Annotated in this window: 20 protein-coding genes and 1 riboswitch; of the genes, 2 read left to right on the top strand and 18 right to left on the bottom strand. The window is 53.3% G+C overall.

Annotation, left to right across the window (positions count from 1 at the left end; translation table 11 throughout):
• Positions 1-56: 56 nt before the first annotated feature.
• The 16 genes from D7M11_RS30490 to D7M11_RS30415 all read right to left on the bottom strand — a co-directional run bounded on the left by D7M11_RS30490 (position 57) and on the right by D7M11_RS30415 (position 19,806).
• Positions 57-3,659, bottom strand: coding sequence for a glycoside hydrolase family 44 protein (locus D7M11_RS30490; RefSeq protein WP_120751058.1), 3,603 nt, complete (start codon positions 3,657-3,659; stop codon positions 57-59).
• A gap of 61 nt (positions 3,660-3,720) precedes the next feature.
• Entirely contained in the window at positions 3,721-4,245 is a 525-nt protein-coding gene (locus D7M11_RS30485; RefSeq protein ID WP_120751057.1) for a hypothetical protein, read from the bottom strand.
• 3 nt (positions 4,246-4,248) lie between these two features.
• Positions 4,249-5,001, bottom strand: coding sequence for a hypothetical protein (locus tag D7M11_RS30480; protein ID WP_120751056.1), 753 nt, complete (start codon positions 4,999-5,001; stop codon positions 4,249-4,251).
• Positions 5,002-5,228: 227 nt separating this feature from the next.
• Complete coding sequence (locus tag D7M11_RS30475; protein WP_120751055.1) at positions 5,229-6,881, bottom strand: type 2 periplasmic-binding domain-containing protein; 1,653 nt, start codon at positions 6,879-6,881, stop codon at positions 5,229-5,231.
• A gap of 199 nt (positions 6,882-7,080) precedes the next feature.
• Entirely contained in the window at positions 7,081-7,824 is a 744-nt protein-coding gene (locus tag D7M11_RS30470; protein ID WP_120751054.1) for a response regulator transcription factor, read from the bottom strand.
• Positions 7,825-7,838: 14 nt separating this feature from the next.
• The gene (locus D7M11_RS30465; RefSeq protein WP_120751053.1) at positions 7,839-9,560 is read right to left on the bottom strand and encodes a sensor histidine kinase; all 1,722 of its coding nucleotides are present in this window, start codon (positions 9,558-9,560) and stop codon (positions 7,839-7,841) included.
• 287 nt (positions 9,561-9,847) lie between these two features.
• The gene (locus D7M11_RS30460) at positions 9,848-10,339 is read right to left on the bottom strand and encodes a hypothetical protein (RefSeq protein ID WP_120751052.1); all 492 of its coding nucleotides are present in this window, start codon (positions 10,337-10,339) and stop codon (positions 9,848-9,850) included.
• A 31-nt stretch (positions 10,340-10,370) separates the two neighbouring features.
• Complete coding sequence (locus D7M11_RS30455; protein ID WP_420818451.1) at positions 10,371-11,609, bottom strand: MFS transporter; 1,239 nt, start codon at positions 11,607-11,609, stop codon at positions 10,371-10,373.
• Between the two features lie 273 nt (positions 11,610-11,882).
• Positions 11,883-12,578 carry an SGNH/GDSL hydrolase family protein gene (locus tag D7M11_RS30450; RefSeq protein WP_120751051.1) on the bottom strand — a complete coding sequence of 232 codons (696 nt, stop codon included), beginning with the start codon at positions 12,576-12,578 and terminating at the stop codon, positions 11,883-11,885.
• A gap of 299 nt (positions 12,579-12,877) precedes the next feature.
• Positions 12,878-13,261, bottom strand: coding sequence for an MmcQ/YjbR family DNA-binding protein (locus tag D7M11_RS30445; protein ID WP_120751050.1), 384 nt, complete (start codon positions 13,259-13,261; stop codon positions 12,878-12,880).
• Between the two features lie 24 nt (positions 13,262-13,285).
• Positions 13,286-14,170 carry an alpha/beta fold hydrolase gene (locus tag D7M11_RS30440; RefSeq protein WP_120751049.1) on the bottom strand — a complete coding sequence of 295 codons (885 nt, stop codon included), beginning with the start codon at positions 14,168-14,170 and terminating at the stop codon, positions 13,286-13,288.
• Between the two features lie 175 nt (positions 14,171-14,345).
• Complete coding sequence (locus tag D7M11_RS30435; RefSeq protein ID WP_120751048.1) at positions 14,346-15,656, bottom strand: serine hydroxymethyltransferase; 1,311 nt, start codon at positions 15,654-15,656, stop codon at positions 14,346-14,348.
• Positions 15,657-15,726: 70 nt separating this feature from the next.
• Positions 15,727-15,805: riboswitch (ZMP/ZTP riboswitch) on the bottom strand.
• A gap of 73 nt (positions 15,806-15,878) precedes the next feature.
• Positions 15,879-16,529, bottom strand: coding sequence for a nucleoside/nucleotide kinase family protein (locus D7M11_RS30430; RefSeq protein WP_120751047.1), 651 nt, complete (start codon positions 16,527-16,529; stop codon positions 15,879-15,881).
• A 5-nt stretch (positions 16,530-16,534) separates the two neighbouring features.
• The gene (locus tag D7M11_RS30425) at positions 16,535-17,317 is read right to left on the bottom strand and encodes an alpha/beta hydrolase (RefSeq protein ID WP_120751046.1); all 783 of its coding nucleotides are present in this window, start codon (positions 17,315-17,317) and stop codon (positions 16,535-16,537) included.
• A 209-nt stretch (positions 17,318-17,526) separates the two neighbouring features.
• Positions 17,527-18,567, bottom strand: coding sequence for an alpha/beta hydrolase family protein (locus D7M11_RS30420; protein ID WP_120751045.1), 1,041 nt, complete (start codon positions 18,565-18,567; stop codon positions 17,527-17,529).
• A gap of 18 nt (positions 18,568-18,585) precedes the next feature.
• Positions 18,586-19,806, bottom strand: coding sequence for an ABC transporter substrate-binding protein (locus D7M11_RS30415; protein ID WP_158606923.1), 1,221 nt, complete (start codon positions 19,804-19,806; stop codon positions 18,586-18,588).
• A gap of 511 nt (positions 19,807-20,317) precedes the next feature.
• Between D7M11_RS30415 and D7M11_RS30410 the strand changes: the two genes are divergently transcribed.
• Entirely contained in the window at positions 20,318-21,724 is a 1,407-nt protein-coding gene (locus D7M11_RS30410; protein ID WP_120751043.1) for an extracellular solute-binding protein, read from the top strand.
• Between the two features lie 100 nt (positions 21,725-21,824).
• On the opposite strand, the gene D7M11_RS37560 is transcribed toward D7M11_RS30410, so the two are convergent.
• A complete protein-coding gene (locus D7M11_RS37560) occupies positions 21,825-22,031 on the bottom strand; it encodes a hypothetical protein (protein WP_240041376.1) in 207 nt (68 codons plus the stop codon).
• On the opposite strand from D7M11_RS37560, the gene D7M11_RS30405 reads away from it, so the two are divergent.
• Positions 22,030-22,326 (top strand): anthrone oxygenase family protein, encoded by a 297-nt coding sequence (locus tag D7M11_RS30405; RefSeq protein WP_338042523.1) that lies wholly within the window; start codon positions 22,030-22,032, stop codon positions 22,324-22,326. The genes D7M11_RS37560 and D7M11_RS30405 overlap by 2 nt on opposite strands.
• A 102-nt stretch (positions 22,327-22,428) precedes the next feature.
• Here the strand turns inward: D7M11_RS30405 and D7M11_RS30400 are convergent, their stop codons facing one another.
• Positions 22,429-22,644, bottom strand: coding sequence for an XRE family transcriptional regulator (locus D7M11_RS30400; protein WP_120751041.1), 216 nt, complete (start codon positions 22,642-22,644; stop codon positions 22,429-22,431).
• Positions 22,645-22,660: the final 16 nt, after the last annotated feature.

Genomic DNA, 22,660 nt, shown 5'->3' with positions numbered 1-22,660 from the left:
CCGTAGTTGACCGCTAAGCCGTTCAGCTTCCTTGGAAGAAACGCCGTGCTTGGGCTTTATTTCCCTTTGGGCTCAATCACGATCAGCGTAGCCGAGCGCTTGGGCAGCGATAACGACAGCGTCCCGTCCGCTCCGGCCCTCACCTGGCCTGCGTGAGCAAGCCGCGTTCCGGCGTCGAAGCGGTACGTTTCGGCTCCGTCTTCCACCGGCATGCTTGCATCCACGCTCACTTGGCGCGTCAGCGTATCTTTGTTGAACAGCAGCACGTACGTCTTGCCGTCGCTGCCTTCGATCGTGTAGGCGCCCACCGCGTCGAACAGCGTGGAGCTAGTGCCGACGCTGCTGCCTTCGATCTTCGAGCCTCGGCCGTCATAATCGAGGAACAGCTTGAACGCGTCCTCGATCGACGTACCTGCCCGGAAGTTGCCGAAGCGGGTTGCCAGGTCGACGCCCTCGCGGCCAAAAATCGCCAGTGCCTCGGCTTGCGCCAGACCGGACGTAATGCCGCTTCCGTTGCCGAAGTTGTACTCCGTGATCGCCAGCTTGACGGAAGGCATATACTTCGCGATCATTTCCTTCATCCGCGGAATGAGCCGGATCGGCTCCTGAATCCAGGACTGGTCGACGAACCGGTCGTCGAACAGCGTTTTGAGCGATTGGAAACGCCGCTTTGCGGCTTCCGGGCTTTCATCCTCCGTAGGCACCGCAGACTCCTGCGAATAGTAATGAATGTCCAGATAGTCGACAAGCCTTACCCCGCCGGGTTTCTTCTCGTAGTCGCTCGCCTGCTTCAGGTACCATTCCAGGAAAGGCATATTGTCATGAGCGGCACGATCCGGTCCTTCGGCACAATTGTCGGCCGAGGAATAGAAGTACGCGCACCATCCCCAAGACACCGGCCCGAGCAGCTGCGCGTTCGGATCTTGCTGCTTGATCGCCGAGCCGTAAGTTTTCGTTTTCTCCCACAGCTCGTCATAGGTCGGCGGGTTCGGATGGACGTCGCGATGCGTGACATGCCATATTTCCGGCTCGTTGTCGAGCGCGTACAGATTAACGTAGTCTCCGGTGCGGCCGGCGATATGCTGCAGCCAGCGCGTGGCGAAATCGACGCCCACCGGCTTCGACGTATCTGTCGGATCGCTGTTCGTAATCCAGGAATCGTCCAGCCGAACGCCGTTGCCCGCGTCCGGAAGATCGCGAATCCAGCCCTTCTGCGGACCGTATTTTTTCTGCGAGTAGCCGTAACGGATCTCCCGGTCCTTCGGCGTCCAGCCGATGGTCGGCACGGTCAGCAGCACCTTCCCGCCGCTCTGCCGGGTCATATCGATAAACCGGTCCGACGTCGTACCGTTCGGCAACTCGCCCGGCCGGTCGTTATCGTACGGGTAATTCATGAAAAACCAGTCCGAAGCCCGGTTCGCAATGTCAAGCTCCCAGTTGTAGCGCGTCGTCTGGTTGCCGCCCCAGCGCTGTACGGGGAATTTCAGCTGCGAATCGGTCGGATTCGACTCGTCGAAGTTGACGCCGTAAATGTCGCTGTTGATCGGCTTGCGCGGCGAAGCTTGATCGACCTTCACGCCGATGACCGGCAGCTTCGGCTCCGGCAGCTGCCCCGGATGCGGGTTGCGCAGCAGCGCGATGTCATCGATATAAACCGCGCCTTGGTCGTCCTCCGTGCCCGCCTGCACGATCAGTCCGTCGAAGGTGCCGAATTCGACGCCGAGATCGGCAAGGCTTACCGTAATATCCGTCCAGCGGCCGGCCGGCAGTCCGCCCTCCGGCAAGTAACGGTCCAGGTCGACCGCTCCGAGCGATTGGCCGCCGTCGTACAGATGGAGCATCAGCCGCTGCCCGCCCGAAGCACCGCCGTGCAGAGACAACTGCACGCCGTAGTAGCCATCTACTGCGAGCTTGGCGTCCTTGGCGATCCAGACGCCATCCCAGCCGTCCGGCTCGAACTTAATCGATAAGCTGCCACTGCGCTTCTGTTCCTTGTTGGCGAAATCTTTGTCATGCCAGCTTTGGTTGCGGTACCCTGCCGTTAACGCATCCTCGTACACCGGCTCGGAAATCGTATCCGTCACCTGCACGTACGCCTCCGCCGTAAACCCTTCGTGAACGGCCGTCACCTTGGCGATTCCCGGTGAGCGGGCTTCTAGCCTTCCGTACGTCACGGTTACTACGTCCGACCGGTCGACGTTCCATGCGGACTTGTTGCTGACGATCGCCGTATCGCCGTTCGTGAAAAACGTCTCGCTTTGCAGCTGCTGGACGTCGCCGGGCCGCATCACAAGCCGCGGCTTGTCGATTCTCACCTCGGCGACGGGAACCCGCTCGACCGGTTTGGCGAGCAGAGCGATATCGTCAAGATAAACGGTGCCCTGTTCATTCGGCGTTCCGCCCGCAAATCGCAGTCCGTCGTAGATGCCGTTCGGAAGCTGCAGATCGGCAAGCTTCACTTCCACCCGTGCCCATTCGCCCGCGGGAAGCCCCGCTGGCAGCCACGATTCAAGCGTCTTCTCCGCAACCGTCTGGCCGCCGGCCGTCAGCGCGAGCTTCACCGATTGTCCGCCGGCCCCGCTTCCGCGAATCCAGAACGATAGACGATCATAGTCGTTTACCGACAGGATGCGGTCGCTGTACAAATAAAGCGCGCCCTCGCCGTCAAGCTTAAAACGAATCGAGGCGGAGCCGGTATGCGCGACAACTTGCTCCTCTAGGCTGTGCTCGGCCCAGCTATAATCGGTAAACGTCCTGGACAGCGCATCGTCATAGACGGACAGGCCGTCGACCGGCTCGATCGGCGGAACCGGCTCGCTCTCCGCCACCTTTACCGGGAGCTGCGCCTTCAAACCTTCGTACTCGGCGGAGAGCAGCGCGCTTCCCGCCTTTAAACCTTTGACAACGCCATACGTAACGGTCGCGACCGTGTCGTCGGAAGAAGACCACCTTGCGCTGGCAGTCACCTCTTTGCTTCCCCCGCCTTCAAATGCGGCATACAGCTTGACGCCTCGTTCCTGGCCTGCCTTAAGCGCGAGCTGCCCGTCCTCGAACGTCAGCGCTGTCGCCTTGCGGGGTTCTTCCGGCTGAGGCTCCTGGCCTCCGCTTCCCGCAGCGAAGCGGATGTCGTCGATGTAGATCGGCTCCTGCGCGCCCGTCCCCCAGATCAGAATGCCGTCGATCAGTCCCGTAACGCCGTACTTCGCAAGCGGAACGTTAACCTGCTTCCACTCGTTTTTCGCGGCTCCGCCGGGCAGCAGAAGCTCGGAATCGATCTCCGCCACGGCCTGGCCCCCTAGCGAAAGCGTCAGACGAAACCGCTGGCCGCCGCTCGCCCCGCCGTTCACCCACAATTGCAGCGATTCGTATTCCTTCGCGTCCATGATGCGGTCTTTGTACAAATATAACGCCTGGCCTTCATCCGGATCGAGCCGGATCGACCGGCTCCCCGTGCGGACGACCGCCGAATTGCCCAGATCGGCGTCTGCCCATCCGTAGTTGGCGAACGCTTCGGAGAGCGCATCGTCGTATACCGTCATATCGGCAGTCGCCTTGGCGTAAGCGGCTTGCGGCGGCAGCGGAACCGACGCAAACAGCATCCCGCACAAAGCGGCGGTCCAAGCGGAGCGCCGAAGCGTCTTGCTTTTGAATGGATTCACTTTCTTGTTCACCTTCCTGTAATCGATGGTTTTCCTGATGACCGAACAGCGGTTTTCCCGTTTACGGCTTCTTGCCGTATACGATCGCCCCCGTCACCTTTTTCCGGCCCTCCTGATCGAGCTGGATCATTACCGAAAACGTCTCCGCTCCCTTAGAGCCTGTATACATAAAATAGCCGTCGTCCTTCATTTCGTTCACTTGCCTGTACCCCGTCTTCTCCGCATAGTCGCGGTAAAGCCGAACGATCTCGTCGAAGGGCCGGCTCGTTTCGACCGCCACCGTAATGGTGCCCGTAGTCTCGGACTTGACCGAGGCGGTTACCGTCATTCCATCCGGCCTCGGGACGTCCGCCGGCAGCTCCTTCGGCCATTCCTTAACGCTGGAGAGCACGGTTTTGCCGCCGTCCGCGTTTTTCACGACCGACGTCCCCTCCGCTTCCGTTCCATTTGCCCCGCCTTCCCCGCCGCCGGCCGAGCAGCCAACGAGCGTTATAGCCAGCGCAAACGCCGCGATCCCGATGCCTGCTTTTGCTTTCCTATCTGCTCTCGTCGGAATCCCCTCATTTCCTTCCCGGTTTTTATCCAAGCTTCAGTTTTGCACACTTGTCGTTTCGCCGCTCTGTCCGCCGGCTCCCGTTGTCGGCACGTTCGCTTCCTGCACGCGTGTCCTTTCGAAAGCGAGCACGGCTCCGTACCAGACGTAGACCGCATACTGCAGCGGGAACACATACTTCGTCACCGGTCCGTACGGCAGCACGATAAGAACAACGGATACGAGCGTCGCGATCGCCGGACCTTTCGGAAGCACGCCAGCCTTCAGCATGGCGATTCCCATCAGGATCGTGCCGACCAGAACGAGCGGCATCAGCAGCATCATCAGGAATGTCCCCGGCCCCTCCGCCCCGATCCGCATGACGAGCTCGGACGCAATCTGCAACTGCTCCTCGGTTTCGACACCGGCGAACAGTACCGGGTAACTAAAAATTTGGATCGGCGCGTGCAGCAGATCGAGGACGACGAATAGAAAAAGGCACCCGAAGCTGAGCCAGCCCCACCATTTCAGCTGCGCCGCCTGCCGCAAATACAGCCCGACAAAACCCATCAGAAACATCGCAAACGACAGCAGCAACCCGATATGGGTCCATACGGCAGCATCTACGAAGTAGCCCATCTGGTTCAGATCGGCCGGCACATCCTCCAGATGGATGTATTGGATGACGATCGTTATCAGTCCTGAGAGCAGCAGCAGCCAACCGCTAAACCGGTAATACCCGCGAAGTGTTGCCATCGTCTTCTCCGCTCCTCTCAATTGGCGGCCGCCGAACGGTTTCTCGCTTTCCAATCGGCTCCAATCGTTCCGTGTTCTCGCCAGCAACCTATTGTCTTACCACACCACACTGATGCATTGACGAATTACCGCACGAAAGTGAAACTGGCTGCTTCACCGGCATCGCAGGGGATCGACCCCAGCGACGACGTCGGCGGATTATTTGAGTTCCCGGGACCAAGTCTCAGGAGCGGGCGGGCCGATTCGAGAACCCGCCGATTGCTTCTTGCCTCGTCACACCGTCACCGGTTGGCCCGATCCCACTCGTTGACCTCGCGGGTAATTTCTTCTCCGCCGTACGCATACCAGTCGCGCACGAACGCGATGAACGAGTCGGGTGGTTCGTTGCCGTAGACGATCTTCAGAAACGCTTTTTTCTCCAAGTCCTGCAAGGCCGGCCATTTGGCGCGCATCTTCGGTCCGGGGGCGCCCACGAATTCATTCTTCCGAGCGTAAGCCAACTGCAGGTCGCCGACGATGATGCCCTCCAGAAACAGCTTCGAACTGCTGGCAGCCAGCTTCTTCTCATACGGGGTATCGACCTTTCCCCGGTAGACTCGCTGCTCCAGGCTTTCGCGGATCACCCCGGGGGGCGTGCTGCCGAGAGCGACGAGAAACTGCCGGGAGATGGTGTCCGTTTTCCCCGGGAAATCGTAAACAATCTCGCCGTTAACCCGCTTGTAGTCGTAATTCTCGGCAAAGCCGTTAACGAAATCCGACGCCGGATCTTCAATCAGCGCGCCGTATACTTCATCGAAATAACGGAACACGGCGTCCATATGCTCGAAGCCTTTGCGGAACACGTAGCTGCCGTACGAAATTTCCGAGCCTCTCCGGCCGATTTTGCCGTCCGGTCCGGACGGAAACGGGATCGGCTTGAACTTGTTCATCCAATCCGGCACCTCCGACAGCGGCCAGCCCCCCATCCAACCCGGCGCGGAGATGATCCCGGCTTGCCCGTCCGCGAACAGGGAGGACGCGGTCAATTCGTCATGGGTTCCAAAGTTGGGGTGAAGATAGCCAAGCCGGTACCACTGGGCAAGCACGGTTAGCGCGTCCTGCATGGCCGGCTGAACGGAGCCGTAAGCGAGCGTGCCGTCCGGCATCCGGTTCCACTGATACGGCTGGTCGCCGTAGGCGCCGAACAGGAAGCTGGCGTCTCCGATCCAGCCGTTCAGCGAGTTTTTGCCACCCAGCGCGAGTCCGAACGTATCCTTCTTGCCGTTGCCGTCCGGGTCCCGGTTTGTAAAGGCGTCCAGCACGGCGGTCAACTCGTTCAGTGTTGCAGGCACGGCAAGTCCAAGCCGGTCGAGCCAGTCCTTCCGGATCCAAAGTATCGGATCGCCGACTTTTCCGTCGGAAATTTGCGGCAGCCCCCACAGCTTGCCGTTAGCCCGCACCGTTTTCCACACATCCGGATTCAGCGCGTACGCTTCCTTCAAACGCGGAGAAGCATACCGTTCGAACGACTCGCCGATATCCGCAAACCGGCCGGATGCAGCCAGTTCCTCCAACATTCGGGGCAAAACGCGGTTGTTGAGCAGCAGCACGTCCGGAAGCTCCTCATCCCCTGTCAGGGCAAGCCGAAGCTTCTTCTCCAGCGCCGCCTCGTCCGCCAGCACCCACATGTTGGAGGGATCGATGCCTAATCTGGCTTTCGACCAGCGGGTAATCGGGTTGTCGTCGATCGTGTCCGGCTCCTTCATCTTGTTGAGATCGCTGTCGCTTAGTACTCGGGCGGTCGTGATGACGATAGGCGGCTGTGGCGGTCCTCCCGCTTCCGAATCCGAACCCGACGACGGGGCGGCCGCTTGTTTCGTCATATACGCATAAGCGCCGAATACGAGAGCCAAGAGGAGCATACAGCTTAAAACGATCGTGCGATTGTACGCCATTCCAACCACCGGTTCCTTTTCCAGTCGTATTGATACCGTCCCTCTCCCTCGCGATGACGGTTTCCGGGTCCCCGCAACCGAATCGGACTCAGTTTCGAAGCCGCAAGCCGCTTTGTATGCTTCAAAATGTTCCCTTCTCTATTTAACGGGATACCGGGGGGGAACGGTATGTCGAATTTTCAATAAACATGACGGTATGTTAACGAAACGATTCCCGGAACATTTTCGGCGTCACGCCGGCATACTTTTTGAACTCGGCGATAAAATGCTGCGTGCTACGGTAACCGACCGCTTCGCCAATTTCGTAAATGCGCAGGCCCGGATGCCCCAGCAGCTCCTTCGCCTTGGTCATTCGCGCGTCCAGGATGAATTCGCTCACGTTTCTGCCCGCAATCTCCTTGTATACCTTCGACAAATAGACCGGATGCAAATAAACGTGCTCGGCGATGGCGGCCAGCGTCAGATCGCCTCCAATGTGCAGGCGCACATAGTCGTGGACCGAATCGATCAGGCGGCGCTGCACCTCGTGTTTGTCCGCCGGCTGCTGCTCCGCTCCAGCATCCGAAGGCCGGCTTCTGCCGTTCGTAAGCTCGCGCATGACGGATACGAATTCGTCGGGCCGTACCGGCTTCAGCAAATAACGAAACGCCTGCAGCTCGATCGCTTTCTGCGCGTACTGGAATTCGCCGTAACCGGACAAAAGGATGCAGTCGAGCTCCGGCCGCAGTTTCCTGGCCTGCCCGATCAGCTGCAAGCCGTCCATGCCGGGCATTCGAATATCCGTGACGAGAATATCGATGCGGTTGTTCCGGATCGTCTCCAGCGCTTCGTCACCGGAGCAGCCGGTAAAAACGCGGGAAACGCCGAGCTCCGCCCACGGGATGACCGTCGACAAATGCTCGACCAGATGTGGATGATCGTCTACAAGAAGAACCGATATCATGGCTTCACCTCCGCTTATAGGTACGACACATCGGGCCAACTGAGCGTAACCTTCACGCCGCCGGACTCGGACCGCGTCAGGAGCAAACCGGCATCTAAGCCGAATCTGTGCTCCAGGCGCTGATGGACGTTCCACAGCCCGCAGTCGTCCCCCGGCGGCTCCGTTTCCTTAAGGGAAAGGTTCAACCGCTCGAGCGCTTCGTCCGCGAGTCCCACACCGTCGTCTTCGACCGTAAAACAGACGGTACCATCCGCCGCTCTGCCTGTAATCGCGATCGAACCGCCGCCCTTCTTCGGCTCCAGACCGTGAATAATTGCATTTTCCACAATAGGCTGAAGCAGCAGCCGCGGAATGACAAGCGACTCCAGCTCGGGAGCCATGTCGATCGTGTAGCCGATTTTGCGCAGCTGCATGTTCATAATATCCATATAAGAGCGCACGAAGGCGACTTCCTCCTTTACCGTCGTATCCAGCCGTTCGTTGCGCGTAGAATAACGGTAGTAATCCGACAAGCTGTATGCCATCGAAACGACCGGCTCCAGCCGGTTCATCTGCGCCATACTGACGATGTAGGCGAAGCTGTTGTATAGAAAATGCGGATTGATCTGCGATTGCAGCTGCTTCATCACGGCTTCCTTCGCACGCAGCTGCTCCCGGTACACTTTCTCGATCAGATGCTGCTGCTGCTCCGCCATCCGGTTGAATTGCCGGAACAGGCCGGCAAAATCCCGGTTGGTGCCGGACGGCAGCCGGGCGGCCAGATCTCCCCGCTCCAGCCGGACGGTCCCTTCGCCGAGCTGGCGGATCGGACGCTGTACCTGCGAGTAGATCAGGTAGGCTGCGCCGGCGCCCATAAGTACGAGCAGGCAGGCCGTTACATAGAACAAATTCCGGCTGGATGTAACGGGCGCCAGTATCGTCTCCAGCGGCACGTAATCGACAAGTGTCCAGCCGATCTTCGGAGAGACGAGCCCGTATACCAGGTAACGGCGGCCGTCCAGCGAAACGGACCGGTATCCCCCCGCCGAGTCTGCGATTTGGCTTCCTTCCTGCTCAATGAGCCTGCGGATGGTAGGTTCGTCGGCGCTGCCGTTAAGCACAAGCTCCCCGGCGCCTTTGTACAGGAACGGATCGTTGTTGCCTTTCGTCTTGAAGCTGTCGAGCAGCCGTTCGATATTGTCCGCCATCAGATCAATCTCTACGACTACGTCGGCCTTGCGTATGTCGGAAGCGGCGGAAGCCGGCTCGATAAAGAAACGGGTGAACGCCCGCTTCTCCGCGCCGTCGACTCGAATCGTCCGATACGTCCAGCGTGTCGTCGCCTGTTCCAGCAGATAATCTATATTATAAGGAAGCAAGGAATACGACGATACGGCATGCCCCGAGCCGGGAAAATATACGTTGATCCGGTTCATCCAGGCCGTGGAGGTGCTGAACAGCGACAGCTTGCGCTGCAGCGCGTCCGACAGCATGGCGTAGTCGTACCCGTTGGCCGGAATGACGTTGCCCGCGAATTGGGCGAAGTCCGGTTCCTGCGAAATCAGATTCGAATATTGCGACACCTGTTCCATGGCGGCCTCGATCTGGTGCATAAAAATCGCAAGCCGCTGCCGGTTGGCGATCGTCAGCTGTTCCTCGACAAGCCGCGTGCTCTGCGCATTGGAGTAGGCGTACAGCGCAATCACCGGCGACATCAAAATGACGATCAGACAGATGACCTTCGTAATGAGCTTCATAATGCCCTCCGCTGCTGAAATCGGGATGCTTATTTCATTCTACGCGCATGGGGCCGTATCCTCTGATAAGGACATAGCCGTGCCCACCGCCAGATGCTTGCCACGAACATTTCTATTAAACTGGAATCCATGCGGGAAATGGTATGTCGGAATTTCAACATCCATGACGGAATATGAATCATTTACTTTCCGGCATTCGTGATGTTCGCTGGGCATAAGGCAAAAGACCGCCGAAACATTCGGCGGCCGGTCTTAAGGGGATGTATATGTAGGAGAGGGATAAACCTTTATTCGGAACTTTCTTTCAAGAAATCACTGATATAAGAATCAAAAAAATCCTGTATATCCGGCTCGTTTATGGAGTAGTATATTGATTTTTTGTTACTATTTTTTGAAACATATACGGTTTCTCCTGAATCTCTGTACCATATATTTATCATCCTCCCATCGCTTTTCATGTAAAATGCAATGCCCGCTATAAATTTCGTTTGAGGTTGATGATTCTCAATCGTTACTGTTTCACTCCGAATCTTATTGAAAGCCGCAATTATTTGCTTTGTTTCCTGTTCAGTAACACGCCTTTGCGGTCTTTCAATGCTCCCCACCCCATTCCCCTTATTCCGATACAGTTCGCCCCATACAATTACTTCCTTAATCTCATTTTCTTCAATACGCTGATGATGGAGAAATTCCTCTTCAGTACTATGCTGTTCCCAGATCAACCAAGCAAGTACCAGAACCAATATGGTACCTAATATGCTAAATCTGCCAGCCCTCACTACCCCTCCCCCAATCGCATCGAATGATAATTCAGATGACTTCTTTCCTTCTATACAAATGCACGTACAAAATAATTCCGGTTATAGCACATAATGCTGCACATAATCCTATGAAGCCGTAGCCCGCTTGAAGTCCGCGGAGCAGGCTTGTGGGCGATTCCTCGCCAACCAAGTATTTGACAAGCTCGATAACTCCCCCGATGAGATAGTTGCCGATCACACTACCCAATCCCATCAACGTTACAGTGAACGTAATAGCCGTATCGCTGCCCTTTGGATATCGCTTCGCGACAAACGCCATCACGGTCGGATAAATCATCGCAATGCCCGCACCGGAAACGGCAAACAAGAACGCAACCCCTTCGCCGCCTGCTAGGGCCACAAAGGTACACAATGCCGAAAATCCCGAGAAGATCACGAGAGAGACTACAAAGCCTATCCGATCGGTTAGCGGACCAAGCAGCAGCCGGGCCAGCGCGAAGCATAAAAAGAAGACGGACAGCATCCCGGAAGCATGAACGGTATCCCAGCCATAAGCCTTCTCCAGGAAATTAACGAGCCAGCCGCCGACGGCCAATTCGGATACAACACCAAACGTAAGCACCAGTACCATTAGCCATAATACGCGGTCTCTTAGCAAAGCTTTTAAAGGAATCCGATCTTCGTGGGAAATATCATCACCCGGGAATGTACTGAACAAAGCAATCACAATCGGGATGACGGACAATAGCAGCACCAGCAGATACATCCCGCGCCAATCCAGCGTGTGACCCGCAATCGTCACCTTCATCAGGCCAGTTGCCAGAAGCGGAGCTACCGTCGAGCTCAGGCCGTAGAAGCCATGCGTCATATTCATCATCGTTCCCGTGTTTTTCACGAAAATCCGGGCGCTTAGAATGGCCAAGCCAATTTCCAGCATCCCGTTGCCGATGTACATCAGGAAATAGGATGTCGAGAACATCGCAAAATGATGGGAGAAGAAAATCAAGACGCCGGATAGGGCCATAGAGGCGAACGCGGCAACGGTTACCCATTTGATCCCCCATATTTTGGTCAAATAAGCGGTAAAGGAACAGGCTATCAAATAGCCCAGGGAGTTTAAGGATAACAAAGTGCCGAGCTCGGATTCATTCAGCATAAAATCGAATTGAATGCGCGGTATGGCCGGTCCTTTAATATTTTCCGAGAATCCGAAGATGATGAATCCAATAAATATGGTTGCCAGCTGCATGGCGTAAATCTTGTTCAACTTGCCTTTGCTTTGTTCCACTCTTGGTGAGCTCCTTAGCTTGTTATTCTCTGAGTGACCTGCGGTGAGAGTCGTATCGTAACTGCCCGCCGGGGTCGATATCATCTTAAAGTTCACTAACGGTCAAGTCAACTACTGCTTTAACTTTCCCCTATTACCCGATGGATTGAGGGGTGAGCTGACCCGGATATACGAACGGAGTGCATGCCAAAAAACGCTCCAACCGCAGGCGGGCGGTGGAGCGTTTTTTGGCAAATAATGTACTTTTTTGAGCCTAATCTTTCTTGATGTTGATCACCGCTTGAAGGTCGGCGCGCTTTCTCTCGCTTCTTCACACACTGACTCTTGCGGTTTGGCGGCCTGCGAAACCGCATCCAGCCATGTCACGGCCATCAGCATATCGCCGTGTGTCGTCATATGTACGCCGTCTGTCGTCAGCGGTTTGCCGGTTTGGCGTGCCAACTGCGCTTGAAACGCCTCGTGCGTGCGAACGAGAATCGCATCGAATTCGTTTGCCAGTCGATTGACAATCGCGATGTACGGCCGCAGCAATTCGTTTCCGGTAGAACCGGTGATTTCCTTGATAACTGTCGGCTGCATCAGGATCAGTCTGCATCCGGTCTCTCGCACCGCTGTTTGCAGCAGTTCCCGGAAAACGGCTTCGAACTGGTCGGGATATACCTGCTCCCCGTGCGCAGCGTCAAGCTGCCGCCATACGTCGTTAATGCCGATCGAGACGGACAACCAATCCGGCTTGTGATCCAGTACATCCAACTGCCATCGCCGCTGCAGATCGGTCACCCGATTGCCGCTTGTCCCTTCGTTAATAATCGTCAACGTTTTGTCCGGGTGCGCCGTCCACATATAATCGTGCAGGACTCGCACATAACCGCCGCCCAATTGCAGCGGATCGGTTTTGCGTCCCTTGTCTGTTATGCTGTCTCCTATAAAAACGATCTTATCCCCTTGTCGAAACGGTAGTGCGTACATGAAACTTCCCCTCGCTTTTTGTTCAATATCGAGATACAAAACCTTCTATTAAAACACTTGCAAGACGCTCTTCCCATTCAATAGTACCGTGCCTCCATACGTTACACTGCGCTTATCGGTCGCTTCAACAAGATGATATTTCGTTCAACAATAAAGAACAATGTTCTTTTATTAGAACAAAAAAAGAAATCGCTGATGCGATTGGTCAGAATACGCTTACAGATGTAAAAGTATCAGAACCCAGAAGAGGTGTCAAGTCCCTATGGCGATGGTTGGCTTGCCCTGCACCACTTGAAACCTTATTTTTGAATGAATGGTTTCACCAGACTTTGAGGTGCAGATAGACAATACGCTTCAAAAAGCAATGGCTTTAACTCCTCCCCGCTGTCTGGCTGATTCGCCCATGTAGATACCCACCCATACTGCCCAAAGTAGGCCGTTTTCCAGTAAGTCGCCTGTCGAATAAGAATTTCTTGGTTTTCGAGGGTTGACTTGAAGCATAGAAAGTAACCGTTATTCTGATCGCCCGCAATTCTTACAAAAGACTTTTTCCTTACTTTGAACAAAATGGAATGGAAGCCATCCCGCACTATGGATACCTCTGGATAACCGCCTACGATTTCGTTCACCTTAGACTGAATCTCCTGCTCGCTCTTAACCGGCTGGACGCTTTCCCCGCTCATAAAGTCGATTCCTCCCACAACGATTTATCTGTAGGTTTCTTTAATAAAATCACTTACTGCAAGCGAAAATTGAACGGATTCTTCCCATGATGGATTATGACCCGATTGATTAAAAATAAGCACTTTCCCCTTTGTTGAAACACTTTGTTGATAGGCCTCTACGTGCGTTGAACAAGTAACTAAATCATATGCACCTTTTATTAGAAGGGTAGGGACAGTAATATCCGATAAAACAGGAAGAAGTGAGTCATACATCTTTCCCTCTTGCCTGAGCTTTTCCAGGTGCCTTATAGATTTTCCCTGCATCTTTTGAATCTCCTGAGGATAGGTAACGGGTGGAATATTGTGTGGGTTATGTATGTATAACTTACTTCGATCAGGAAGCTGCTGACCTAAGTCCAGAAATGCCTGAAGTCTTTCATCTGGTGAATAATTGCCTCTGCTATACTGCCTGCATTTTAATGAGAAGTCCTCGTTTCCTGAGCTCTTAAATTGTTCAGCCGCTCCCTGAAGTAGCGACTGCAGGGATAAATCAAAATCAAAGCTTGGACACTCAAAAACAATAGATATGACAGAATCGGGAAATGTTCTTTCGTAGAGTAGGGCTAATAGTCCGCCAAATGAATGTCCCCAAATCACCCATTTTTCAATTTGGAGTTGAATCCTTATTTCTTCGAGATCGTGAACCAGGTCTACTAATTTCAAATCTTCATCTTCGTGGAGGCTCTCGGAACGGAGTACCCCTCGCTGATCCAATGAAACCCAACGATAGTTTTGTTTAAACTGATCTTTATGGATACTTGAATGGATCAAACATCCTTCACCAGGTCCCCCGTGCAAAAATAATAGAGCCCGCGCCTCTTTATCTCCTTCATCCTCAACGTAAATGTTTGTTCCACGAATAATCACTCCATCACCTCACCTATTAATCCATAATTATACCAATAAATGGTTCCCGTTGCATTGAAAGTTTCTCCTTGATTCCTCCGTTCATCGCCTGTTAAACTCCAAGGGCCGCCTATCTTCCGGCAGCCCTGAACGTCACGTACTTATCCTACTGTTGCAGACCATGCTCGCCTACATCTCAAACGAATTGCCTCGGTGCAAACCGCTCCATCATAGAAGCGATTTCTACGCGGATTCGCTCCAGCTCGGCATCGTTATCCGCCCCGCGAGTGGCACGTACGATCCAATCCCCAACTTGCCGCATTTCCACTTCTTTCATTCCCAGCGTCGTTACAGCCGGCGTGCCAAGCCGCATGCCGGATGGGTACCAGGGCTTTTTGTCGCCAGGCACGGCGTTTTTGTTAGCAATGAGGCCGGCCCGTTCCCAGCGAATAGAAAGCCAATGCCCATCCTTGGCAGCCAGCCCGTTATCCGAATGAACGATATCGAGAAGCAGCAGGTGATTCTCCGTTCGTCCGCCCATCAGACTGAAGCCCTCTGCCTGCAAAACCTCCGCCAACGTCTTCGCATTGCGGACAATCTGCCCGGCGTACATCTTGTAATCCTCACTCATCGCTTCACGGAAGGCGATTGCCATGGCAGCGACCGTATTCATGTGCGGTCCTCCTTGAAGTCCCGGAAATACCGCTTGGTCAATCGCCGGACCTAGCTCTTTTTTGCACAGGATGAGTCCGGCTCTCGGTCCGCGCAGCATTTTGTGCGTGGTCGTGGTGACTAGATCGGCATGCGGGAACGGATGGGGGTGATGCCCGGTCACGCACAGCCCGCAAATGTGAGCGATGTCGGCGACAAGCAGCGCCCCGGCCTCTCTGGCGATTTCCCCCAAGCGCTGAAAATCGATCTGCAGCGGATAAGCCGTCGCCCCGCAGATGATCAGCTTGGGCGAATGGAGGCGGGCCAGCTCGCGGATTTCGTCGTAGTCCAGCTCGTAGTCGGCGTTCAGCCGGTAGGAAACGGCTCGATAGGAGGCGCCCGTTATGTTGACGCGATGCCCGTGGGTCAAATGTCCACCGTAGTCGAGCGAAAGCCCGAGAAACGTATCCCCCGGCTTCAAAAATGCATGCAGCACCGCAAGATTGGCTGGCGAGCCGCTCAAGGGCTGTACATTGGCATGATACGCTTGCGGATTCGGCGTAAACAGCTTCAGCGCCCTTTCGATGGCCAAACGCTCTATGTCGTTCGTGTTCGCCTGCCCGCGGTAGTACCGCCCGTTTTTCTGCATGCTCCGTTCGCCGTTTTCCCAAAAATACGGATAACCTTCGGCATACTTGTTCGTAAACGAAGAGGCCAGCGCCAGCCGGACCGCCATGGAGGTATAGTTCTCCGACGGGATGAGCGATAGCGTGCTTTTTTGACGAATACTTTCCGCATCCAAAACTGCCGCTACCTCGGGGTCGTGCTGGTTTAAATACGACTGAATCGTTTCCACTTTCGATCAACTCTCCTTTATGAGGCTTGAATGGGGAAAACAAAAAAGAGCGCTTAATCCGAAGATTAACCACTCTCGCCCAGGCGTACGGCACATACCCCGCGCGCTTCCTCATGGTTCCCCATGCTCCGCCAGTCACACGCAGTACCTTTTAATTAGTCTTATTATAGCAAATATTCCGACAATTAACAATCGTTCTTGCGAAGGTCAATCACATAAAGCTTAGAGCGGCGGCGGAGTCGTGCGTAACCAGTGAACAATCGAATCCACTAAATGAAGCGAAAAAGGATGATCCGACGGTTGCTTGAATTTCGGCACCACGTCGCTAATGTTTTTGACATTTTGCTCGATACTTATCGCATCGAACTTATAGACATAACCATGGAACCAATGGTTGATCTGCGAATAATAAGCCTCTCTCGGTTTATTTATTCTTAATAAATGATCGAATTCCATCCGCTCTCTAGTCGGGTCATTCGTCTTTCTGCTTCGCAATTCTTGTTCGGTGGCGTTTAGAAGTATGTACCCATCTGCGAATCCAATAGATCGCTGCTCTAGTTTTTCCCTATAAAACAACGCAAGCTCATCTAACGCTAAACAATTCTCATAATGAAAGGACCAATTGAACCACAGCGGTTTGAACGGATCGCTATCCAAAACGACTAGTTCATGGAGTTGCAACTTCTCCTGAGCCAGTTCCCAACGCTGAACTTCTATGTTGAGATAATGGATCGCTCGCTCGTAAGCATTTAGATTTGGAGTCGGTTTTCTTATCACTTCTGGTATTGTAAAAACATCAAAATGCTTGGATAGTTGCTTGCAGGTTGACGTCTTGCCAACAGCACTTGGCCCTTCTATACTTATCAGCGGCATAACAACTATTCGTATAAGGCAAGGAACGGCTCCAACACAGTGAGCGCTTCTCGTTGTTGCGGACTGTTCACTCCGTAGAAAAAGCCATGCTCCGCCTCCGGAAAAAGTGTCACTTCAGAGCGTTTGCCATACCCTTTCAGCTTGTCGCTCATCTCATAAATGAACGAGTGAGGGAAAAACTGCTCCTTGCCTACGATCAGAAACAAAAAATCGGTTGCATTGGCGTCGACCCGAGCGATCGGAGACAATTGCCGGAACAACGAGGGGTTTTGACCGTAAACCTCACCGGCCGCAACTTCAATATCTTTCTTGATCCCTTCATGCATAGGCTCCCATTGCTCCAACGTGCCAGGCCCGTTAATGGACACACACGCGGACGGCTTCAGCCAGTCTTGATGCGTTGCTCCTGTCCATTCGCTTGGGGAAGTGAGCGCCAGCAGGGAGGCCAGGTGTGCGCCGGCCGAGCTTCCAAGTACGACGACACGGTCGATACTCAGCCCGCTTTCGCGTATGTAAGCCAGAAAGGTCTCATATCCGGCAACAAGGTCGCGCATTTGGTCAGCCATCTTGGCGCCTGGCGCAAGGCGGTAGCCTGCTGAAGCGCAAACATAACCTTTGCGGGAAAAATGCTGAAGATGCGAATGAAAAGAATCTCTTGCCCCGGTATGCCACCCGCCGCCATGAATATAGAAGAGGGCCGTGCGCCGACCGGCCGCTTCCGGCAGCGCGATATCCACTGCACGTTTTAATACAAGGTCGGTATCGTAATAACGTGTGACGAGCTCCATCTGGTGATCCTCCTGTTCCTGTGTACGCAACCGTTATACATTACGACGGTCTTAAGTCATTTCTACCACATCAGGTTGCTGCCAAGCAATGTAAAATTCCCAGCTTGCCCTTCTTCGCAAAGAGCAAAAAACTGTTGCTGGATGGCAACAGTTTATCGGTATTGCGCTGGTTATCCCGGCTTGATAGTATGTTAGACTGTATCCGCTGATTATCGCGCGGTATTGTCCGTTAGCCAGCGGTCCAAAAACGCAAACGCCATGCCGCGAATTTCCGTCGGGAAATCATGCCCTCCTGTCGTCATGACCGCCTGAAACCGATCCTCCGACTCTAGAAAACGATACAGCTCGTGCAGCTCCACCATACATGCGCCGATCGCTTGCCAGTGGGGAAAAATCTTATCGCCTTGGGCAAAGTAGTGGAACGAAGGAACAGGAGCAGTCAGAGCCGCGATTTCATGAAAATCGAACGGAACCTCGTACCGGCTCAAATAGGCTGTAATTTTCGGTAAATGCGTATACCAGTTGCGAACGCCCCAATGGGTCGGCCGAGGATCGCCATAAAAGGGACTGAACCCGCAAATATTAACAGAAGCCCGAATCCGCTCGTCAAGCCCAGCCAGGAAATAAGAGTTATACCCGCCAAAAGACAGGCCGATCACTCCGATGCGTTCGGCATTCACGCGATCCAGCGAACAGAGCAGATCCACTCCCTGCATATGATCCACTATGTTTTTACCAACGGTAGTCCAATCCGGATGCTGTTCGTAGAACGGCTTGCTGTGGAAACTCGCAAACCCTTTATATATCCGTTCCCCGGCAGTGAGCGCATCCGGTACGAGCACAATATAACCTCTCGAGACGAGTTGCATTCCGTAACGCCTGTTTTCCCCCCCATTTAATGTGGCGTAATGTTCTTTACCTAATTCCTGCGTACCATGAAGGGCAAGTATTCCCGGGCGTCTTCCGTCCTGATCCTTACCGTTCACAGAATCATCCGGTATCAATAAGTAGGCGGTAACCGTATCTCCGTATACCGTATCGTACCTGATATGAATCCGAGTATGATCGCACTCCTTCGTTTCGCTCAGAACTTTGTAGGAAACCGGGACGCGTTCGGGTATCCCGCCGATGAACTCCAGCCATTGCTGTTTAATCCTGCTTCGTTTGGTTAGCCAATCCTTGGCGTCCTCTACCCCGTCAAGCAGCTTCGGAAGGTCCTTTTGATTCAATTCGTATAGATTGTAGCTCAACTGCCACTCCTCCTTTGTCTATTTCGTTTTACTCTTGGCCTTCTCGACTTCCTGCCTTAAAAGGTCGTCCGCCTTTCTGAGCACCGTGTTCACATCATCCTTGCCCAACGCCGCGTCTATGAACGCATTTTCGAGCAATTTGTCCGCCGTGCGCGTATCGACGACCGTCATTCCTTTCTGCCGCGACGGACGGGGCGCTGCCAATTCGTAATAGCCGACCGCCTTCATGTTCTTGCTCTTGAGAATGGCGCTATCCTGTCCGAGAACATTCGTCATCTCCTTGTTTGCGACCGTTGGCAAAAACCCGTTCCGCGCATCTTTCATCTGCACTTCATCGCTAAGCATCTCCATGATCACTTGGAACGCTTCTTCCTTATGCTTGCCCTGTTTCGTAATCAGCAAATAACCCGGCTGAAAAATACCGATTTTTTTGGGCGCCCCGTTCATCACTGGAATCGACACCATATCCCAATTTTTCAGCATACTCAAATCGAGATAGGGCGAGTAAATATCCGCGTGCATCGCAACCGTTCCTTTTTTGAATATATTTTGCTCTTCGGTAATATTGGCAGCGATCGGATTGTTCGGAATTTGATAAAAGCGGATGTAGTTGTCGAACATCTTTTTCCAAGTATCGATACCCGACAACTGATCCTTCGCCGGGTCAAGCGTAGAGAGCGAATATTCGTTATAGGCAATAAAGGTGGAGAGAAAAGCCGAAAACCCGCGGTAATTCACCCCATCTTCCACCCGTGACATTTTGCGGGCTGCCTCGTACACCTCGTCCCAGGTCATACCGTCCTTCAAATACGGCTGACCGAATTTGTCGAACAAGTCTTTATTGTAGTAGAGCACCCGCGAAAAGAACGGTGACACCGGAAGGCCGTACAGCTCCCCATTTTGCGCGGTCATACTGACAAAGCTGTCAATAAAAAGCGGGTTGAAGCGGTCCAGATCATACTTATACTTCTTCACCAGCTCGCGAAGATCGTACGACAAGCCTAGATTCAGATAGTTATCGTGTACGGTGCTGGCAATGTTGCGGATAATATCCGGAATTTCGCCGCGAGCGACATAATCCTGAATCGTATTGCCGGCACCGCTTGTCGGCAGCCACTGGATCGTGACATGCGGGAGCTTTTTCGCCAGCGCATCTTTGAATCGTGTGTTGAATTCCGCTTCTGCAACACCGGCAGAGTGGATCGTAATCGTTACCGGTTGCGGCGGTTTCTCTGCCACAGGCTGACCTATCCCTTCCGGCGCCGATGTTCCATCCTTCGTAGTGCAACCGACCAGCAAAGAGAGACAAGTCATACCGATAACCGCGCTTGCTCGTATTTGTCTGCGCATCGTTATACCAACTTTCCAACCTATGATTTTTGTTGCAATCCCTCTTCTGTAATCCCTTACACTTTTCTGCAAGTTACGTTTCTCCTACACGCCTTTGCTCACCTCCATGTTCAAATACGCAACTTCAGTTTACCATCACGAAACAACTAGTATGTATCTAAAACTTTTTTAGTTGAATGGATCATATTAAATGGATTAAATTTTGTCAATACCCACTTCATAATTGCAAAAAAACACTCAATTAAACGAAAAACGGCCATTTGTTCGCCAAAACTAATTCGTATCTAATCCGTAAACTGCAACAAATTAAAAATGAATAGTTGCAGTTTACCTGTTTGACAAACAAATCGCCGTTCGAATATACTCAATATCAATAGCCATAAATGAGGAAGATGCAGAGATGATACGACAAACCAATCGCAAATTATTTCGCCCTCGTCTCAACGAGATGGTTACTACCCTACGCAATCAGATTGTGTCCGGATTATTGGAACCTGGGCAATTTTTGTCTTCGGAAAAATCACTGTCCGAACAGTACGGGCTCAGTTTGCAATCCGTCCGCAAAGGGCTTGACATCCTTGTGCAGGAACAATTGATTGTCAAAATCCCCAAGGTCGGCAGTCAAGTCATCGATCCGGCTGGGAACGGAACCGTTACCATTCGTTTTGGCTACTCCTCCTCAATCCCTAGCGACATCGATATATTCGCCCTCATCAATTTGTTCCAGCAGCATTATCCGAATATACGCGTCCAAGCCATTCCGATCGGAAGCCGCTCTTACGATCAGCTGCGTTCGTATTTGGAGAACGGCATGCTGGACGTGATGACGCTGAACTTCATCAATTACCAGCGAGCAGTAGAGATCCGTGCGCTCGAAGACCTCGAGCCGCTCCAACGCCGCGAAGAGCTGTATCCGTTTCTGTCCGATGCCTTTACGACCGACGGGATTCTGCGTGTGCAGCCGCTCGTCTTCTCTCCCCAGGTCATCTGCTACAATCGATCCCACTTTAAAGAGATGGGACTGCAGGAACCTAACAGCAGCTGGACATGGGATAAATTGATACATACGGCAGCGAAACTCGAAATTCCTAATGAACGCGCTGGTTTTCGCTGTTACTTTTCCACAGCCAGTCGCGCTAGTTTGTTGCTTGCTCAGTGCGGGGGTGTGTTTAAACGGTACCCATCGGGCGGCCTGCAGCTCGATTCTACACCGATGCTGGACGCCATTCGATACGGCAGGCAGTTGTACGAGAATGCCCCTTCGCTGCCGAACAGCTTGATGACGTGGGATACGCAAAAATTCCATTTGTTTCGCCAAGGGAAGCTGTCCATCATGAGCTTGAGTTACTTCCTGCTCAACGCGTTGAAAGATAGCGATATCGATTACGATATTGCTCCTGTTCCTCATTTCGGCAGCCCGTTAACGATGCTGATTGTGATTGGGCTGGCGGTAAACAAACATAGCAAAAACAAAGAAGCCGTCAAAATGTTCGTCGACTTCATGACTTCGTCCATAGCTCAGGAGGAGATTCGGCAGCACACCTGCAGCTTGCCGGCACGCATTACGGCGGCGGAATGGTCAGGGGTCGAGAACACAGCAATCAATCGTCCTTCGCGTTTCTCGCTATTCCGCGAAACGATTCCAACGTTCCGCTTGTTTACAGATCTGAATATCAAGGCAAGTGAGCATCAGATGTTGTTTGACGAGCTGCTTCTTTATTGGTCCGGGTTCGGGGATGAGCAGACGCTCATTGAACGCATTGAGACGTTATCCGCTCCACGTCCTGAAGAGATTGTGATTACGTAACACCTTTCTACTCCCATACCGAAGAAGACGCTCATCGCTTAAGGCGATGGCGTCTTCTTCGGTACTGCCGCTATGCAGAGATTGGGTTGAATACGAGTCTTTAAAGGGGATGAACGTTTATAGATAAATGGATCTTCGGCCTCACCTTTGTCTCCGCGCTTGGCTCGGGGTTGATCGCGGGCATTTTTTTCGCATTTTCGACCTTCGTGATGGCCGCGCTCACTCGTCTTCCGGCGATGCAAGGGATCGCCGCGATGCAGTCCATCAACGCGACCATCTTGCGGACACTTTTCAGCTTTGTTTTCATGGGAACGGCAGTTGCTTCCATCGTGCTAGGTGTCGTATCGTTGTTACGGCTAAGTACGCCTGGCGTCTGGTACCTGCTGATCGGCAGCTTGCTTTATCTGGTCGGCACCTTTCTCGCCACGATCCTCTTTAACGTGCCGCTTAACGACGCTCTTGCCGCCGTCGCTCCCGAGAGTCCAGAAGGCGCGGAAGTCTGGCAGCGCTATCTGTCCAGTTGGGTAGCCTGGAACCATGTGCGAACGATCGCGTCCCTGGCTTCTCTGGCTGCGTTCATCGTCGCTTTGCGCCACTTCTAGTTCTTGCATCAGCACTCTTTCCCGGCATGACCCAATGCCGGGATGAGCGACGGCTTGGGTCACGCAATACTTTTTGGGCGGTAAAGCCGCAATCAAAAACGACTACTCATTCGGAATTAATTCGTACAAAGCACGAACATCGCAACCGATGGAATCGGCGATCGATATGGCGATTTTGAGAGGCATCACTCTTTTGTTTTCAATAAAATCGTAAATTCGTTCCGGTTTAAAGAGCAACTCTTTAGCCAGCAATTCCACCGACTTTCCGGATTCCATCAATCGTTCATTCAGCAAGCAACGTCCAAGTTCATATTTCAAGAAGTGATGACCCCCC

Origin of the sequence: Paenibacillus ginsengarvi (assembly GCF_003626695.1) — a bacterium.
Lineage (GTDB): Bacteria > Bacillota > Bacilli > Paenibacillales > NBRC-103111 > Paenibacillus_AB > Paenibacillus_AB ginsengarvi.
Note: the sequence above shows the minus strand (reverse complement) of the source record. Positions and strands in the feature narration are given on the sequence as shown.

Excerpts from the sequence above, each read along its gene's own strand:
- D7M11_RS30475 (WP_120751055.1), bottom strand. The coding sequence starts at position 6,881 with ATGGCGTACAATCGCACGATCGTTTTAAGCTGTATGCTCCTCTTGGCT.
- D7M11_RS30470 (WP_120751054.1), bottom strand. The coding sequence starts at position 7,824 with ATGATATCGGTTCTTCTTGTAGACGATCATCCACATCTGGTCGAGCAT.
- D7M11_RS30465 (WP_120751053.1), bottom strand. The coding sequence starts at position 9,560 with ATGAAGCTCATTACGAAGGTCATCTGTCTGATCGTCATTTTGATGTCG.
- D7M11_RS30450 (WP_120751051.1), bottom strand. The coding sequence starts at position 12,578 with ATGTACGCACTACCGTTTCGACAAGGGGATAAGATCGTTTTTATAGGA.
- D7M11_RS30445 (WP_120751050.1), bottom strand. The coding sequence starts at position 13,261 with ATGAGCGGGGAAAGCGTCCAGCCGGTTAAGAGCGAGCAGGAGATTCAG.
- D7M11_RS30430 (WP_120751047.1), bottom strand. The coding sequence starts at position 16,529 with ATGCCGCTGATAAGTATAGAAGGGCCAAGTGCTGTTGGCAAGACGTCA.
- D7M11_RS30425 (WP_120751046.1), bottom strand. The coding sequence starts at position 17,317 with ATGGAGCTCGTCACACGTTATTACGATACCGACCTTGTATTAAAACGT.
- D7M11_RS30410 (WP_120751043.1), top strand. The coding sequence starts at position 20,318 with ATGATACGACAAACCAATCGCAAATTATTTCGCCCTCGTCTCAACGAG.
- D7M11_RS30405 (WP_338042523.1), top strand. The coding sequence starts at position 22,030 with ATGGGAACGGCAGTTGCTTCCATCGTGCTAGGTGTCGTATCGTTGTTA.
- D7M11_RS37560 (WP_240041376.1), bottom strand. The coding sequence starts at position 22,031 with ATGAAAACAAAGCTGAAAAGTGTCCGCAAGATGGTCGCGTTGATGGAC.